This is a genomic window from Mesorhizobium sp. M7A.F.Ca.CA.001.04.2.1 (genome assembly GCF_003998485.1).
Lineage (GTDB): Bacteria > Pseudomonadota > Alphaproteobacteria > Rhizobiales > Rhizobiaceae > Mesorhizobium > Mesorhizobium ciceri.
In genome coordinates this window covers 59694-74568 of the sequence record NZ_RZQT01000007.1, presented here as the reverse complement: position 1 = coordinate 74568, position 14875 = coordinate 59694, and the positions used below count along the sequence as shown (strand labels likewise).

16 protein-coding genes are annotated in these 14875 nt (G+C 63.5%); 2 read left to right on the top strand and 14 right to left on the bottom strand.

Annotated elements, in window-relative coordinates:
* Positions 1 to 5 precede the first annotated feature (5 nt).
* From EN955_RS04345 to EN955_RS04305, 9 genes are all read right to left on the bottom strand, one after another.
* Entirely contained in the window at positions 6 to 1040 is a 1035-nt protein-coding gene (locus EN955_RS04345; protein WP_013530400.1) for an amino acid ABC transporter substrate-binding protein, read from the bottom strand.
* Positions 1041 to 1126: 86 nt separating this feature from the next.
* Positions 1127 to 2077 carry a LysR substrate-binding domain-containing protein gene (locus EN955_RS04340; protein WP_013530401.1) on the bottom strand — a complete coding sequence of 317 codons (951 nt, stop codon included), beginning with the start codon at positions 2075 to 2077 and terminating at the stop codon, positions 1127 to 1129.
* A 70-nt stretch (positions 2078 to 2147) separates the two neighbouring features.
* A complete protein-coding gene (locus EN955_RS04335) occupies positions 2148 to 2897 on the bottom strand; it encodes an SDR family oxidoreductase (protein WP_024503258.1) in 750 nt (249 codons plus the stop codon).
* Between the two features lie 12 nt (positions 2898 to 2909).
* Positions 2910 to 3620 carry an SDR family oxidoreductase gene (locus EN955_RS04330; protein ID WP_013530403.1) on the bottom strand — a complete coding sequence of 237 codons (711 nt, stop codon included), beginning with the start codon at positions 3618 to 3620 and terminating at the stop codon, positions 2910 to 2912.
* A 290-nt stretch (positions 3621 to 3910) separates the two neighbouring features.
* Entirely contained in the window at positions 3911 to 4699 is a 789-nt protein-coding gene (locus EN955_RS04325; RefSeq protein WP_024503256.1) for a FadR/GntR family transcriptional regulator, read from the bottom strand.
* A gap of 50 nt (positions 4700 to 4749) precedes the next feature.
* Positions 4750 to 5097 carry a RidA family protein gene (locus EN955_RS04320; protein WP_013530405.1) on the bottom strand — a complete coding sequence of 116 codons (348 nt, stop codon included), beginning with the start codon at positions 5095 to 5097 and terminating at the stop codon, positions 4750 to 4752.
* A 41-nt stretch (positions 5098 to 5138) separates the two neighbouring features.
* Positions 5139 to 5945, bottom strand: a complete 807-nt coding sequence (locus EN955_RS04315) for an SDR family oxidoreductase (RefSeq protein ID WP_024503255.1) — start codon at positions 5943 to 5945, stop codon at positions 5139 to 5141.
* Positions 5938 to 6750, bottom strand: coding sequence for a shikimate dehydrogenase (locus tag EN955_RS04310; RefSeq protein ID WP_024503254.1), 813 nt, complete (start codon positions 6748 to 6750; stop codon positions 5938 to 5940). Before EN955_RS04310 ends, EN955_RS04315 begins: the two co-directional genes overlap by 8 nt.
* 5 nt (positions 6751 to 6755) lie before the next feature.
* Positions 6756 to 7646 carry a 2-hydroxy-3-oxopropionate reductase gene (locus tag EN955_RS04305; protein WP_024503253.1) on the bottom strand — a complete coding sequence of 297 codons (891 nt, stop codon included), beginning with the start codon at positions 7644 to 7646 and terminating at the stop codon, positions 6756 to 6758.
* A 117-nt stretch (positions 7647 to 7763) separates the two neighbouring features.
* Between EN955_RS04305 and EN955_RS04300 the strand changes: the two genes are divergently transcribed.
* Complete coding sequence (locus tag EN955_RS04300) at positions 7764 to 8528, top strand: HpcH/HpaI aldolase/citrate lyase family protein (protein ID WP_024503252.1); 765 nt, start codon at positions 7764 to 7766, stop codon at positions 8526 to 8528.
* Between the two features lie 15 nt (positions 8529 to 8543).
* Positions 8544 to 9761 (top strand): FAD-dependent oxidoreductase, encoded by a 1218-nt coding sequence (locus EN955_RS04295; RefSeq protein WP_024503251.1) that lies wholly within the window; start codon positions 8544 to 8546, stop codon positions 9759 to 9761.
* A 116-nt stretch (positions 9762 to 9877) separates the two neighbouring features.
* Here the strand turns inward: EN955_RS04295 and EN955_RS04290 are convergent, their stop codons facing one another.
* From EN955_RS04290 to EN955_RS04270, 5 genes are read right to left on the bottom strand one after another with little or no spacing between them, the layout of a single operon-like run.
* Positions 9878 to 11254: an MmgE/PrpD family protein gene (locus EN955_RS04290; protein WP_024503250.1), complete on the bottom strand. Its 1377-nt coding sequence runs from the start codon at positions 11252 to 11254 to the stop codon at positions 9878 to 9880.
* Positions 11255 to 11279: 25 nt separating this feature from the next.
* The gene (locus tag EN955_RS04285) at positions 11280 to 12092 is read right to left on the bottom strand and encodes a CoA ester lyase (RefSeq protein WP_024503249.1); all 813 of its coding nucleotides are present in this window, start codon (positions 12090 to 12092) and stop codon (positions 11280 to 11282) included.
* Positions 12086 to 12928, bottom strand: coding sequence for a MaoC family dehydratase N-terminal domain-containing protein (locus tag EN955_RS04280; RefSeq protein WP_024503248.1), 843 nt, complete (start codon positions 12926 to 12928; stop codon positions 12086 to 12088). The genes EN955_RS04285 and EN955_RS04280 overlap by 7 nt, the downstream gene beginning before the upstream one ends.
* A gap of 10 nt (positions 12929 to 12938) precedes the next feature.
* Positions 12939 to 14069, bottom strand: coding sequence for a CaiB/BaiF CoA-transferase family protein (locus tag EN955_RS04275; RefSeq protein WP_024503247.1), 1131 nt, complete (start codon positions 14067 to 14069; stop codon positions 12939 to 12941).
* A complete protein-coding gene (locus tag EN955_RS04270) occupies positions 14062 to 14802 on the bottom strand; it encodes an NAD(P)H-dependent oxidoreductase (protein ID WP_024503246.1) in 741 nt (246 codons plus the stop codon). The genes EN955_RS04275 and EN955_RS04270 overlap by 8 nt, the downstream gene beginning before the upstream one ends.
* Positions 14803 to 14875: the final 73 nt, after the last annotated feature.

Sequence of the window (14875 nt, the reverse complement as noted above, 5' to 3'; positions counted from 1 at the left end):
ACGGATCAGTCGATCACCAGCGGGAACAGGACCCCGCCATTGTTCCAAAGGTTGGTCAACTCGCGGTCCATCTTGTAGGGCGAGTCCTTGCCGAGGTCGCGCTCGAAGATTTCGCCGTAATTGCCGACGTTCTTGATCACCTTGTAGGCCCAGTCATCATCGAGACCGAGACCCTTGCCCATGCCTGGCGTGACGCCGAGGAACTTGGCGACTTGCGGCGAGGTCGGCTTGGCCTTGACCTCGTCGACGTTCTTGGAGGTGATGCCTTCCTGCTCGGCGAAGATCAGCGTGCTCAGCGTCCAGTTGGCGATGTCAACCCAATTGTCGTCGCCTTGGCGCATGATCATGACTTCAGGCTCGACGGCGAGCACGTCGGGCAGGATGACATGGTCGTCGACCTTGCTCTTGGCGATGCGCGCAATGGCGAGCGTCGGGCCCCACTGCGCATAGAGATCGCAGCGTCCGGAGAAATAGGCCTGCTCGAGCTCCTCGGTCTTTTCGATGAGCACGGGTTCGAGCTTGATGCCAAGCTTGGCCGTATAGGCCGCGACCTGCTGTTCCTGCGACGTGCCGGCGGGAATGCAGATCGTGCCGCCGGCCGCATCCTTGAGCGACTTGAGGTTTAGCTCCTTGTGCGCCATCACCTTGGTCGTTCCGAGGTAATAGGACATGGAAAATTGCAGCCCGAGCTCGGTGTCGCGGCTGAGCGTGCCGCCCGACGCCTTGATGATGATGTCGACATCGCCCGATTGCAGGGACGGCCAGCGCTGCGCCCAGCTGATCGGAACGACCTTCAGTTTTGCCGGGTCGCCGAGCACGGCCGTGGCCACCGCCCGGCAGAGATCGATGTCCATGCCCTTCCAGTTGCCCTTGTCGTCGACTTCGGCGAAGCCGAGATAAGACCCGTCATGGCCGGTGCAGTTGAGCACGCCGCGCGCCTTGACGGCTTCCAGCGTCTTGCCGCCGGCGGCTTCTGCCGGCGCTGCAAAATGCACAAGTCCAAGGGCCATGGCTGCGGCCCCCCATTTCATCGTCTTCATGTTCCGTCTCCACTGTTGAGGTTGTTTGGTTTCTTGTTGTTGGAGGCCCAAAAATTCTCTTTCGGAGCTCTGTCTCAAAGCCGCTCCTAATCGGAAAGCGGGGTCGGTTTCGGCACGGAGGAAATCTTCAGATCGCTGCCCCAGTCCTGCTGGGCGAGCCATCGATGAAGGGCGGCGACCGCCTTCACGCGCAGGTGCCCGCGCGGGACGATCAGGTAGAATCCAGGAACTTCTTCCGGCCGCATATCGGCAAGGGCGTCGCGCCCGACCGGAGCGACCAGCGCGCCCGACCTCAAATCTTCCTCGGCGTCGATGACGGAGACGAGACCGACGCCGATGCCTTGCAGGGTTGCACGGCGCATGGTCGCGGCATCGTCGAAGCTGATGCTTCGGTTGCCGTCCGTCTGCTCGATGGCAAGGTGGCGTAAAATGTCTGGCCAAAGGCGCTTCGACTTGACGGTGTCCAGCAACGTGAACAACGTCAGGTCCTGCGCCGACTTGATGCTCTCGCCGATGGCCGGAGTGCAGCAGATGACCTTCGGGTCAGGCACCAGCAGTATGGTCTCGTAGTCCGGCCAATTGCCGTAGCCCCACTGGACGGTCATATCGATGTCGTCGCGTCCGAAATCGGGCAGATCGACCATCGTCGTCAGGCGCAGATCCGCACCGGGCAATATCTCCCGGAACAGAGATAGGCGAGGCAGCAAATAGTGGGTCGCGAAATAGGGGCTCGCATTCAGGTTGATGCGGTCCCGGTAATTCGACTTGGTGACGCGGCGAACACCTTCGGAAAACTCGTCGAACCCAGCTTTGACATAGTGCGAGAGAAGGATGGCAGACTCGGTCAATTCGACCGACCGCCCCTTGCGTTCGAACAGTGTCACCTGAAGCGTGTCCTCCAGTAGCTTGATCTGCTGTCCGACGGCCTGCGGCGTGACCAGCAATTCATCCGCCGCCTGCCGAAAGCTCTTGTGCTGCGCGACGGCGTGGAAGACGCGAAGCGCATTCAGCGAGGGAAGGCGAAGCTTGCCGGTCATCGTCTATTCCACCTCCTTTCGCTTGCGTTCCTGTTGGACAATTCAGCGCCGCCGGCGCCGCGAAAATAGCTCAGGCGTATATATAACCACCTGAAACAATTACGTTTTCTCCGGTCATGTAGGTATTCTTGGGGCCGCCGGTCATGAGAACCCACTCGGCAATCTCCGCAGGCTCGGCGCCACGACCCAGCGGGCTCGCCTTGGCCAGTTCCTCGAGGAAGCCGAGGGCCTTGGCCCGCTCCGTGGCCATGCCTGCGGGGGCCACCGAATTGACCAGGATCCCGTGTTTTGCGACGTCATGGGCAAAGGAGCGCGTCAGGCTGACCACGGCGGCCTTGGTTGCCGCATAGTGGGCGTTCTGCGGATGCGCCTTGAAGGCATCGACAGAGGTCAGGTTGACGATCCGGCCACGCACATGGCTCTTCGGCTCCTGCGATTGCATGTGGCGAACGGCTGCCACCATCATATGATAAGTGCCCTTGATGTTGATGCCATTGGAGGCATCCCAATCGGCGTCGCTGATCTCGAGGAGCGGGCGGCGAGGGTAGATCGCGGCGCAATTGATCAGCGTGTCGATACGCCCGAGCTTCGAAACGATGGCGTCGAAGGCGGCGTGGCACTGAGGGCCGATCTGGATGTCGCACAGGGCGGCCGCGGTCGGCAGGCCGTTGGCCTTTGCCGGTGCGAGAGCGGCTTCGGCGGCGTCCTGGTTGATGTCGATGATGCCGATCTTTGCAGCCCCGGCCTCTACAGCCATCCTGGCCAAAAGCGCGCCGAGGCCAGCGCCGCCGCCTACGATCAGAACGGAAAGATCCTTCATTCCAGTTTTTCCTTACTTGGTGCCGCTTGGCGAGGTTGGCCATGTCGGCATGATGTCGAAACGGGTAACGTCGGCCCATGCGGGCAGGCCGAGTACCGCGACCACCATTCTGGCCACGTCATCCGGCTGCACCACTTTGCTGGCGTACATGGCCGCGCGCGCCTTTGCGTCGAGGATGTCCTGGTAGAGCTGCGTCTCGACGCGGCCGGCGACGATCTCGGTGACACGGACGCCTGATGGGGAGAGGTCGGCGCGCAACGCGGCGGCAAAGCCTGATATCGCCGCCTTGGTGGCCGAATAGACGGCAATGTTGGAATATGCCGCGTGGCCCGCGGTGGAGCCGGTGAACAGGATGTGGCCAGCCTGCCGCTCGCGCATCTGCGGAACGACGAGGCGGGTAAGCAGGATTGCCGCGCTGAGGTTGACCTCCAGCGTGGTGTCGATGTCGGAGATTTTCATGTCGGCGAAATTGCCCAACGGTGGCATGATCCCGGCATTATTGATCAGCACGTCGATGGTCAGATCCGCCAGAACAGCTTCCAGCGCCTCGCGATCGGTCACGTCGACGGCGATGGGCACGATGCCGGATCGCTCGGCCTGCAACGCCTTGAGCGCGGCCTGGCTGCGCCCGACCGCATAGACATCGTAGCCGGCGTCGCTCAGTGCGATCGCCATGGCCCGCCCTATGCCGCTTGTTGCACCTGTGATGAAGGCTGTCGTCACGTTGGCTTCCCTGATTGCCTGATTCAGTCTGCGGCCTGGGCCGATGCCGCGAAACCAAGAAAACCAGCAAAAAGGAAAGATAAACTTTCGAATTCTCTTTTCCCGCCCGAAAACCGGGCAGGTGGTCACTTCGGCGCCGAGGCTGAAAATCGAAGGAAATGATGGGAAAACGATGTTCTCAACCTGCGGGAAACGGTTCAGGTCAGCTGGCGGAGCCAAAACATGGCTTTCGCAATGCGGTGGCTAATCTGGGTGAGTGCGAATGCCTTAGGTGATCGAAGCCGGGGGCCTTACCCGCCTGTCGGAGCAGGCCTCTTCATATCGGTAAAGAGCGAGGCCGCAGCCGCCTGCTGCTCTGCCTCTGTCGCCGCGACGCCCGAAGCCCGTGCCAAAGCGCGCACACGCCCGAGGCTGTTGTGCAGATGCTTGCGCATGGCCTGGCGAGCGGCACGACCGTCCTGCCTTTCGATGGCGTCCACGATGGTTTTGTGCTCGTTGTGAATGCGTGCGTAGTAGCTGTCCTTGAGCGCCGGCGTGACCACGTAGCCCAGTTGAAAGCGCGGAACGATCATCGGCCTGAGATAGCTCAGGAAGCCGTGGATGAATTCGTTGCGCGCGGCTTTGGCGATCGCCAGATGGAAATCATAGTCATAGTGGATCTGGACGACAGCGGGATCCGCTTGCTGGGCGTCGACCTGTTCCATCAGGGTTCGGATTCCACTCGCCTCCGCATCGGTGCGCCGTTCCGCGCATAGCCCGGCGGACTCCACTTCGACACTCAATCTCAGTTCGAGCAGGGCAATGGTTTCCGGCAAGGTCCTCAGCGCCTCGTCCGGTATCGAGAAATTGCGCGGCGCCGGCGTTTCGCTGACGAACATGCCGCGGCCCTGCTGCGGCACCACCATCCCTTCGGAGCGCAATCGCGCCACCGCTTCCCGCACCACCGTCCGGCTGACGTCGTACTCGGCACAAAGCTCCGCCTCGGTCGGCAATTGCGCGCCGGGAAGCAGAGATCCGGAACGGATCTTTTCGGACAGACTCTCCGCCACGACAGTGGAAAGCGGTTTGCGCTTCGTCATCAGTCTCCCCTTAGCCAGATTCGCGATGATGCCCGAACCGGCAAGGCCATTCAAACCGCCGCGGTGACGATCAGCTCGACCAGCATTCCAGGCTTGGCCATCCGTCCTTCGCCGGAAGAGCGCGCGGGTGCATGCTCCTTCGGCATCCATCCGTCCCAGACCGTGTTGACCTCGTCGAAATCCCTGATGTCGTCCAGCCACATCTGCACGTGAAGGATGCGTGTCTTGTCCGTACCGGCCTTAGCAAGCAGGACGTCGACCTTGCCAAGCGCCTCGCGCATCTGGTCGGCTGCAGACTGACCCGGCTTTGCGACCTGGCCGGTGAGGTAGAGGGTGCCATTGTGGATGACCCCGTGGTGGATGCGGGTGTCGAAGTCGAAGCGCTTGATGTCACTCATTGGATTGTCCTTGTCAGATTTCCGGCCTCCGCCGGATGGACTCAGATTGCCGGCGTCTGGCGGATGGGGTTTCCCTGCAGATATTGTGCGTAGGGCGCCTGAACGAGCCAGCCGGCGTCGACGGGCAGGGTGACGCCGGTTATCGATGCGGCCCGGTCGGAGCAGAGGAACAGTGCGGCCTCGGCAACGTCGCGCGGCTCGACGAAGCGGCGCAGCGCGGTGGTCGCCTGGATGGCTTCGGGGTTGCGCTCACCCTTGGCGATCCTGGCTTTCAGACCGTCCGAAAGCGTGTAGCCGGGTGCCACCGCATTGACGCGTACGCCGTGCGGACCGAGCTCGGCGGCCAGGATCTGGGTCAAGGCCAGGACCGCATGCTTTCCGGGCGTGTAGGCGGGCAGGGACAGCGGCGCGAAGGAGGCAAGCGAGCCGACGTTCAGGATCGCGCCTCGCCCGGCAGCCGACATCAGCCGACCGAACACCTGGCAACCCAGCAAGGTGCCGCGATAGTTCACTCGCCACATCCTCTCGTCTTCGTCCAGATCCTGATCGAGGACGTGCTTGCCACTCTGCAGGATGCCGGCGCAATTGACGACGACGTGCGGGGCACCGAACGCGTCGCTGACGGCCTGCGCCAGCGCTTCCACCGAGCCGGATTCGGAGACATCGGTCTGGACAAACAGCGCGCGCGGTGCGCCGACCGCCGCGCAGGCGCCAACCGCCTCATCGCCCCGTGCCGCATCCCTGCCGGCGACCACCACATGGTAGCCGTCCTCGGCAAAGCGCAGCGCTATCGCGCGTCCGATGCCGGAAGTGCCGCCGATGACGACGGCCGTCAATGTCTCAGCCATTGCCGCGACCCTTGCCTTCGATGTCGAAGAATTCGGACATGGCCCGGACCTGGAAATCCATCATCGGGCGCCCCGGCTGAATGCGGCAGCCAATCTCTTTCGCCGCCTTTAGCAGGGGGGTCTCGGCGGGCTCCATGATGATGTCGACGACCGTCATGTCCGGGGTCAGCCGGCTCACATCCAGCGGCAGCGGGTCGCCGGCGTGCATGCCGACCGGTGTGGCGTTGATCGCCATATGCATGCCGGAAGGCTCGGCCTCTCCAACCTGGATGCGGCATTTCGGGAAGACCTGCGCAACCAGCGCCGCCAGTTTTTCGGCGCGACCGGTATCGATGTCGGCCAAGCGGATTTCCTCGGCACCGGCTTCGGCGAGACAATAGGCCAGGGACGCGCCGGCACCGCCGGCTCCAACTTGGAGAATGCGGCGGCCGGCAATCTGATGCCCGCCTGCCTTGAGGCCATCGATAAAGCCGACGCCGTCGAAATTGTCGGCGTACCAGCTGCCATCGGGCAGCCGGCGCACGGAATTGGCGCTCTGCACCCTCGCGGCGCGGTCGTGAGCGGCGGTGCATTTGTGATAGACCGCAACCTTGTACGGCACCGAGATGATCACGCCCCTGATATTCTCGGCTGCCGTAATGCCGGCCCAGAAGGCCTCGAAATCCTCCGGGCGGCAGCTCAAGGGCACCATGAGGCTGTCGAGGCCCTTCTGCTCGAAGATCTCGTTGAATATGCCGGGGCTCTTGGCATGGGCCACGGGATGGGCCAGCATCACGAAGATCTCGGCCTTGCCGGTTCCGCGCATCGGTTTTACTCCTTTTCTTTTGACAGTTCGTGGCCGCTGAGGATCTCCAGCGCCTGGACGAGGGACGAGTGGTCGGCCTCCGCGCCGCCTGGTCGGGCTGAGCAGGCGCTCATCAGTTGTTGCGCCATCGCGGTGTTCGGCAGCGAGACGCCAAGCGCGCGGGCGCTTTCGAGCGCGAGGTTGAGATCCTTCTGGTGAAGCCGCATGCGAAAGCCCGGGGCGAAGGTCCGGGCGATCATGCGCTCGCCATGCACCTCCAGCACGCGGGACGAGGCAAAGCCGCCCATCAGCGCGGCGCGCACCTTTGCCGGGTCGCAACCGGCCTTGCTGGCAAAGACGAGCGCTTCCGCCACGGCCTCTATGTTGAGCGCGACGATGATCTGATTTGCGATCTTGCAGGTCTGGCCGGCGCCATTGTGCTCGCCGATCAAGGTGATGTTCTTGCCCAGCGTCCGAAAGATCGGCAGCGCGCGCTCGAACTCTGCGGTCGGCCCGCCGACCATGATGGTGAGGCTCGCCGCCTTGGCGCCGACCTCACCGCCCGAGACCGGGGCGTCGAGGTAGCCGGCTCCCGCTTGCCGCAGTTTCGCTGCGAATTCCGCAGTGGCGATAGGGCTGATCGAGCTCATGTCGATGACCAGCTTATCGGCCGACAGCCCCTCCAGGACGCCGTTTCCTCCAAGCAGGACACGCTCCACATCTGGCGTGTCGGGCAGCATGGTCACGATGATCTCGGACATCCGCGCCACATCGCCAGGAGAGGCGACGACCGATGCCCTAAGGTCCTTCGGCAGAGGGGAGCGGTTCAGGACCGTGAAGATCTCATGTCCCGCGCCGACGAGATGGTGCGCCATCGGTGCTCCCATCACACCGAGCCCGATGAACCCGATCTTCATTCTTGAACCCCGTACGAAGGTTGGTGCGTATTGCATCTTGCAGCAAATTATTGCCGTATGATATAGGACATCATACAAATTTCAATGTCCTATCGCTCATCGGAGACTGACCGCAAAATGCAAGAGCGCCTCAACACGCTGAAGGCTGCCGTGTCGGCCGGCCGGGCCCATATCGGCATCTGGTGCTCGCTGGCTTCCGCCCTGACGACGGAAATTGTCGCGGGCTCCGGCGCCGGCTGGCTGCTGATCGATGGCGAGCATAGCCCCAACCATCTGCGCAGCATCATGGCCCAGTTGCAGGTCATGGGCGGCTTCGACAGCGAGGCCGTCGTCAGGCTGCCTTCCGACGATCCCAATCTGATCAAGCAGGCCCTGGATATCGGTGCGCGCAGCCTGATGATCCCCAATGTGCGGACGGCCGATCAGGCCCGCGCCATTGTCGCGGCCATGACATATGCGCCTGGTGGATTTCGCGGCTTCTCGGTCGGTCACCGTGCCAACGGCTTCGGTCGCATCCCCGGTTACCACGCCAAGGCGCGTGAGCAGCAGCTTCTCGCCGTACAGATCGAGGATGAATTAGGCGTCGCCAATGCCGCCGAGATCGCGGCAGTGGACGGCGTCGACGTTCTGTTCGTCGGGCCCGGCGACCTTTCCACCAACATGGGTGCGATGGGCAATCCCGGGGCCGCACACGTTCAAGAAGCGATCGCCTCGGTGCGCAAGGCAGCAACGGCGGCAGGCAAGGCCAGCGGGATCCTGGCTCCCGCAAAGACCGATGCCGACCGCTACCTCGCCGACGGCTTCACCATGGTTGCCGTTGGTTCCGACCTCGGCCTGCTGGCGCGGGGCTCGGATGCCTTGGTCGCTTCGTTCACTCAGTAGACCGGAGATACAGCCATGCCGATCCCCCGGTACAAAGCGCCGTCACGGACCGCCTACGACATCGTCATCGTCGGCGGCGCCGTCATCGGTTCGTCCACGGCCTACTGGCTGAGCCAGGCGCTGGGCAGCGGCGCCTCGATCCTCGTGGTCGAACGCGACTCGAGCTACGAATTCTCGTCGACGGCGCTCTCCACCAGTGCGATCCGGCAGCAATATTCCAATCCGATCAATGTGAAGATCAGCCAGTTCGGCATCGAGGTCATCCGCGGATTTCAGGAGCGTATGGCACCTTTCTACAAGGACGAACCGGCGCCCGACCTCGGCTTCAAGGAGCATGGGTATCTTTACTGCTGTTCACCCGACGGCGTCAAAGCGGCCCGCGAGCGCGTCGATCTGCAGCGCAGTTTTGGGGCCCACACGGTGTTTCTTGAGCCGGGCCCGCTGAAGGATCGCTTCCCCTGGCTCAATGTGGAGGATCTCGGTGGCGGTTCCTGGGGGGCCAGGGAAGAGGGCTGGTTCGATTCCGTGGGGCTGATGAACGGTTTCCGCCGCGCAGCCCGTGCCAGCGGCGTCGAGTATATCGACAATGCCGTGACAGGGCTGGATATCGCAGATGGGCGGGTCATCTCGGTGCGCCTCGCGACCGGACAGACGGTTGCCTGCGGAACATTGGTCAACGCCGCGGGCCCGCGCGCTCAGCAGGTGGCCGCCATGGCCGGCCTGTCGATCCCGGTCGCGCCCTACAAGCGCTACAGCTTCGTCTTCGCCAGCGCCAACCCGATCCCCGGCCGGATGCCCAATGTCATCGACCTTTCCGGAACATTCGTGCGTCCCGAAGGCGAGCTTTTTCTCACCGGCAACACGCCGCAAGGCGACGGACCGGCCGGCTACGACGACTTTGAAATGCACCATGAAGAGTTCGACGACTACATCTGGCCGGCACTCTGGCACCGCATTCCGTCTTTCGACGCACTCAAGGTCCAGACCAGTTGGACCGGCCACTACGAGTACAACATGCTCGACCACAACGGCATCGTCGGCTTCCACCCGCAGGTGACCAATTTCATGTTTGCCAACGGCTTCTCGGGGCACGGGCTGCAACAGTCGCCAGCCGTGGGCCGGGCCGTTTCAGAACTTATCGTTCACGGGGCTTTCCAGACGCTCGATCTTTCGCCGTTCTGTTACGAGCGCATAGATCGCAACGAGCCGTTTCTCGAGGAAGCAGTGATTTAAAGCGAGACGATCGGTCCCCCATTTTATCTCGGGCATTCAGCGTCCAATGAAATTGCATTTTAGTGAGAGATTCTCCATCCACTTCAGGAGGGCGCAGTCCTTCGGCGCGATAGCGGCTAACATTCAGCAAATATTTCCGCCGTGCTCCCGGGCTGATCGAGTTTCCAGACACGGGCTATGCAGCGGCGCATCTCGTCAGCCGTGGCCCCGCCTCGAAATTCGGCAAGACGTATGGCCTTGGCTTCCAGTTCCTGTTTCGCAAGCGTGTTGCCGGGATCGCCCTTGGGCTCGTCGACGCGGGCATTGAGCTTGCGGCCGTCAACGGTCGTGACGCTTACCTTGCCGACCCACTGCTTGGGATAAAGGGTGTCGACCTCGGCGTCGAGTTCCATCCGCACCTTCGCGCGGAAACGGGCTACGCGGGTGTCGGCAAGTGCATGGTGTTCGAAAGCGTCGAGGTCGGCGACGCCGTGAACGGCGATCAGCCCCAAAACCGTGCCCATGGAGAACTTCGCCTGGTGGACGGTGTGCGGAACGACCACCGCGCCCAGGACATCGATGGCTCCCTGATGGACATGGGTCACCACGTCGGTGATGTCGTCCGGACCGAGCCCTTCGCGGCGCATGAGAAGCTGCAGCGCGTCAGCGGCTGGATGAGTGTGCCGGCAGGCTGCGTGCCATTTGAAGGAGGTCTCCTCGGTTGCCCAACGGCTGCCGAGCCCGTCCGTCAGGCGGGCCGGATCGGCGTCGCTGGACATGCCCGAAGCCATGCCCTTTTTCCCTTCGAGAATCTGCGCGGCCCCTTTGAAGCCATCGCGCGCCAGATAGGCAGAAAACAGGCCGTTGGCCGCCGCTCGCGCCGTATGAAGCTGCTTGGAATCGGCGGCATCGCGCAGGAATTCCCAGAGCCCTGCCGCCTGGGTGCCGGCGGAGCCGAGAGCATGATTGAGGCCGGCTGCGTCCAGCCCGATCAACTTGCCGACCGCCGCGGCCGCGGCGACCGCGCCAGCCGTGCCGGTGGTGTGGAATATCTCGTAGTGCGAGCGTCCGAGGAATTCTCCTACGCGGATGCCCACTTCATAGCCGGCGATGCAGGCAGTCAGGACTTCGCGGCCGGTCTTCCCCTCGGCCTCCGCAACCGCCAGAACGGCCGGAAAGATCACCGCCGCGGGGTGAAAGACCGAGCCGTTGTGAACGTCGTCCTGTTCCACGACATGGGAGGCCGCCGCATTGACCATCGCTGCGAAATAGGGGCTTGTGCGCCGCCGCGTCGGGATGATGGTGCTTGGGCCGTCCGCCGGCCCCATGGCACGCGCAAAGCCGTCGATCATCTCGACCTGGTGCGCGCCCTTGCCTGCCAGCGCCGAGCCGAGCCAGTCGATCATCAGTCCTTGCGCGAAATGAACGACGCGCGGCGGGATCTGTTCGAAATCGAGTTCGGCAATGAAGGCGCAGAGCCTGGCGGTTGGCCAATCGGCGGTGTCCGTGCTCATCTGTTGCTCCTCCTCTGCATGCCCTTTAGACCAAAGCGATCCGGTGCAGGATTCGCCTTGCTCGCTCGATGACGGGTCGGTCCACCATCTCGCCGTTCACCAGGCTGGCTTCGCCTGATGAGGCCGCGCCAATGATGTCGCGTGCCCATGCGATGTCATTTTCGCTCGGGCGAAAGCCATTGCGAATAGGCTCGATCTGTCTCGGATGGATGGCCATCTTGCCGCCAAAACCCATCCTCATGGCGTGGCGGGCGTCATACTCGGCGATTTCGGGATTGCTCAGGTCGGTCGTCACGCCGTCGATCGGCGCGGCCCGGCCAGCAGCGCGCGAACGCCAGACGATTTCGTTGCGGGCCGCTAGCAGGATCAGCCGATCATGCGCGCAACCAAGATCGAGCGAGAAGTCGACCGAACCGAAGGCGACGGCAACGACGCCTGAGGTGGCCAGTATGTCCGGCAGGTTGACGAGGCCGACGGCGCTCTCAATGAGCGCTATGACGGAAACGCTGCGTGCCATGTGCCTGGTCATATCGGTAATGTCTTGCGGACGTTCGGCCTTGGGCAGCATGACGGAGACGCCGTCGAGGCGCCGCACGGCATCGACGTCCGCTTCGTGCCAAGGTGTGCCGGCGGCGTTGATGCGGACCACGACTGCGGATTTCAGTGTGGCCGCACGAGCGACGATTGCTTCGCGAGCGCGGTCCTTGTCGCCAGGGGCGACGGCATCCTCGAGGTCGAGAATGACCGCGTCCGCGCCGCTGCTGTCGGCCTTGTCAAACCGCTCAGGACGCGAGCCCGGCACGAAAAGCGGCACGACAGGCGTGACGAAGCTCACCATTGCGCCGTGGCTTTCACTGTTGCATGGCCGTCGGCCGACCGCACCTCGAGAGCCATGCCGTCTTGGCCAGGCGATGTTGCGCTCAGAAGCAGGCGCTGCGGGCCAGTCGCCGGATGCACGCCCCGGAATGAGAAACGGCGCGGCGACTGACCGACAATGGCGGTGGCGAAGTTCATCAGCAGCGTCGCCTGCAGTGGGCCATGGATGACGAGCCCGGGATAGCGCTCGACCCCCGTGGCGTAAGGCGCGTCATAGTGGATGCGGTGCCCGTTGAAGGTCAGCGCGGAATATCGGAAGAGCAGCACGGCATCGATCTCGATCGTGCGCTCGTGCGATGCGGCCAGGGCCGAATTGGCCGGCGGGGCAGGGGGCGCAGCAGCGGCTTCGGCGCCGCGATAAACGATGGTCTGGTCCTCCTCGATCACCGGACCAGCGTCGTTGGCAATGTCGTGCCGGACCGTGACGAAGGTTAGCGGCCCGGTGCGTCCCTGTTTCTCCTCTATGGCGGTCAATGTCGAGCTGCGGCGGATGCGGTCGCCGGAGCGGATCGGAGCCATGAAACGCACATCGCTGGCAGCCCACATGCGGCGCGGAAGCGGCACCGGTGGCAGGAAGCCGCCTTTGGCCGGGTGCCCATCAGGTCCGAGTTCGCGCAGGTCGGCAATGTCGGGTGTCAGGCACCAGTGTAGTCCCGGCGGGGCCGTACCCTCGGCAGCCTGCGCCGCGTGGTCCCCAAGCGTGGCGCCAAAGCTGGCCAGCAGGCGCGGGGTCACGATGTCCTCGACCTCGTGCGTGCGTCCGATCCATTCCTGCAGCGTGCTTGTGTCCAGGCTCATGAGATCCTCGTCAGGCGGCGAATTCGGACCGGATCCGGTCCGAATCGGCGCCAAGGGCGGGAACGCCGGGGACGGTTGCGAACCCCTCCGACCGCCCTGCCGGAATCGGCACGGAGATGCGCCTGCCGTCCGGCAGCGCCACCTCTGTCCGTCGCAACGCCTTGTGGTGTGGCAGGTCGTGCATTGCGCTCACCCGGCCCCAGGCGATCTGCGCCTCGTTGAGACGGTCTATGGCCTTTTCGCAGTCGATTGCCGCGAAGATCGGTTCGATCTCGGCGTCGAGCGCCGTGCGGTTGGCCACCCGCCAGGCATTGGTGGCGAAGCGTTCGTCGGCGAACAGATCCTGCCTTTGCAGCACGAGCGTGCAGAAGCGCTTCCATTCATTGTTCTGCTGGATGGACACGACCACGCTGCCATCCCGACAGGCATAGGGTCGATAGGGGTAGATCGAAGCGTGCGCCAGGCCATATCTCTGGGTCTCGCGGCCCGCATATTCGTAGTGCAGCAGCGGCACGGTCATCCAATCGGCCATGGCGTCGAACATGGCCACCTCGACAATGCGGCCGCGCCCGGTCTTCTGGCGCGCCAGCAAGGCTTCGAGGATCGCTGCATGGGCATTCATGCCGGTGGCGATGTCGGCGGCGGAAACCCCGACCTTGCTCGGTGTGTCCGGTGTGCCGGTGACGGCACAGATACCGCTTTCGGCCTGCACCAGCATGTCGTAGGCGCGCATCGCCGCGTAAGGCGTATCCTGTCCGTAGCCGACGATGTTGATGGCGATCAGCCGAGGGAATTTTTCTGCGATCGCATCGGCGGAGAGGCCGAGCCTGTCGATAGCGCCCGGGGCGAGATTCTGCACGAGAACATCCGCGCGCGCCACCATCCGGTGCAGGAGAGCCAGGTCGTGCTCGGTCTTCAGGTCGAGCACCGCGCTTTCCTTGCCGCGGTTGAGCCAGACGAAGTAAGCCGACATGCCTTCCACTGCGGAATCGTAGTGACGCGCGGTTTCGCCTTCCGGGCGCTCGATCTTCACGACGCGTGCGCCGGCATCGGCAAGGCGGACCGTGCAGAGCGGAGCGGCGACGGCCTGCTCGATCGAAACGACAAACAGGCCCTCCAGTGGGCGGGCGCCGTCAGACATTGCGCTGCACCCCCGAGCGCGCCAGCACGCCAGGCTTCAGCCGCTCGTTTTTGCCGTAATCCTCGGCAGCGTGGAAGAAAAGCCGCGGCGTGCCGTCGATGTCCTCAAGCCTCTTGCTATAGGCTTCCAGATAGGCCTTGCGGCCCTCGTTGCCGACGCGGCCCGGCATATAGGCGACGAAGGGCGGCAGCACGTCGAAACCGGAATAGCGCAGCAGACCATTGTGGATCGGCCACAGCACCGTGAGGATGTCGCCGTCGATGCCGTCGGGCGCGTAGGTGTCGGCCGACGTGCCCGTGGTGGCGGCCACCATGGCGAGCTTTCCCCTGAACATGCCGGTGTCGTATTTACGGCCCGGCAGATAGGCGAAGCCGCGCGCGAAGACACGATCGGCCCAACCCTTGAGCATTGCGGGCATTCCGAACCACCAGACCGGGAATTGGAACAGCACGAAATCCGCCAGCTTCACCTTTTCGACCTCGGCGTTTATGTCGGCCGAGAGTGCGCCGGCCTCGTAGGCGGCGGTCTGTTCGCGCGGCAGGCTGAAGAAGTCCGGATCGTTACGCTCGCCCGATATGTCGCCCGGCCCTGCGACAGGATTGAAGCCCATCGCATAGAGGTCGCTGACAACCACATCGTGGCCTGCGCGGGTCAAGGTTTCCACAGCCAGATCCTTCATGGCGCCGTTGAAGGATCTTGCTTCCGGATGTGCATAGACGATGAGGACGTTCACGGACGACTCCTAAAGCATTTTGCAGCCGAGCGGAATCGCTTGGCGTCGCAGAAATGCGGCTAAAACAAACGGC

What these genes read in the sequence shown, in the direction of transcription:
- EN955_RS04285 (WP_024503249.1), bottom strand. Translation starts at nt 12,092, where the DNA reads ATGGTGAGCTTCGTCACGCCTGTCGTGCCGCTTTTCGTGCCGGGCTCG.
- EN955_RS04310 (WP_024503254.1), bottom strand. Translation starts at nt 6,750, where the DNA reads ATGCGCGGAACCGGCAAGGCCGAGATCTTCGTGATGCTGGCCCATCCC.
- EN955_RS04275 (WP_024503247.1), bottom strand. Translation starts at nt 14,069, where the DNA reads ATGTCTGACGGCGCCCGCCCACTGGAGGGCCTGTTTGTCGTTTCGATC.
- EN955_RS04345 (WP_013530400.1), bottom strand. Translation starts at nt 1,040, where the DNA reads ATGAAGACGATGAAATGGGGGGCCGCAGCCATGGCCCTTGGACTTGTG.
- EN955_RS04315 (WP_024503255.1), bottom strand. Translation starts at nt 5,945, where the DNA reads ATGGCTGAGACATTGACGGCCGTCGTCATCGGCGGCACTTCCGGCATC.
- EN955_RS04325 (WP_024503256.1), bottom strand. Translation starts at nt 4,699, where the DNA reads ATGACGAAGCGCAAACCGCTTTCCACTGTCGTGGCGGAGAGTCTGTCC.
- EN955_RS04295 (WP_024503251.1), top strand. Translation starts at nt 8,544, where the DNA reads ATGCCGATCCCCCGGTACAAAGCGCCGTCACGGACCGCCTACGACATC.
- EN955_RS04340 (WP_013530401.1), bottom strand. Translation starts at nt 2,077, where the DNA reads ATGACCGGCAAGCTTCGCCTTCCCTCGCTGAATGCGCTTCGCGTCTTC.
- EN955_RS04320 (WP_013530405.1), bottom strand. Translation starts at nt 5,097, where the DNA reads ATGAGTGACATCAAGCGCTTCGACTTCGACACCCGCATCCACCACGGG.
- EN955_RS04300 (WP_024503252.1), top strand. Translation starts at nt 7,764, where the DNA reads ATGCAAGAGCGCCTCAACACGCTGAAGGCTGCCGTGTCGGCCGGCCGG.
- EN955_RS04305 (WP_024503253.1), bottom strand. Translation starts at nt 7,646, where the DNA reads ATGAAGATCGGGTTCATCGGGCTCGGTGTGATGGGAGCACCGATGGCG.
- EN955_RS04290 (WP_024503250.1), bottom strand. Translation starts at nt 11,254, where the DNA reads ATGAGCACGGACACCGCCGATTGGCCAACCGCCAGGCTCTGCGCCTTC.
- EN955_RS04335 (WP_024503258.1), bottom strand. Translation starts at nt 2,897, where the DNA reads ATGAAGGATCTTTCCGTTCTGATCGTAGGCGGCGGCGCTGGCCTCGGC.
- EN955_RS04280 (WP_024503248.1), bottom strand. Translation starts at nt 12,928, where the DNA reads ATGAGCCTGGACACAAGCACGCTGCAGGAATGGATCGGACGCACGCAC.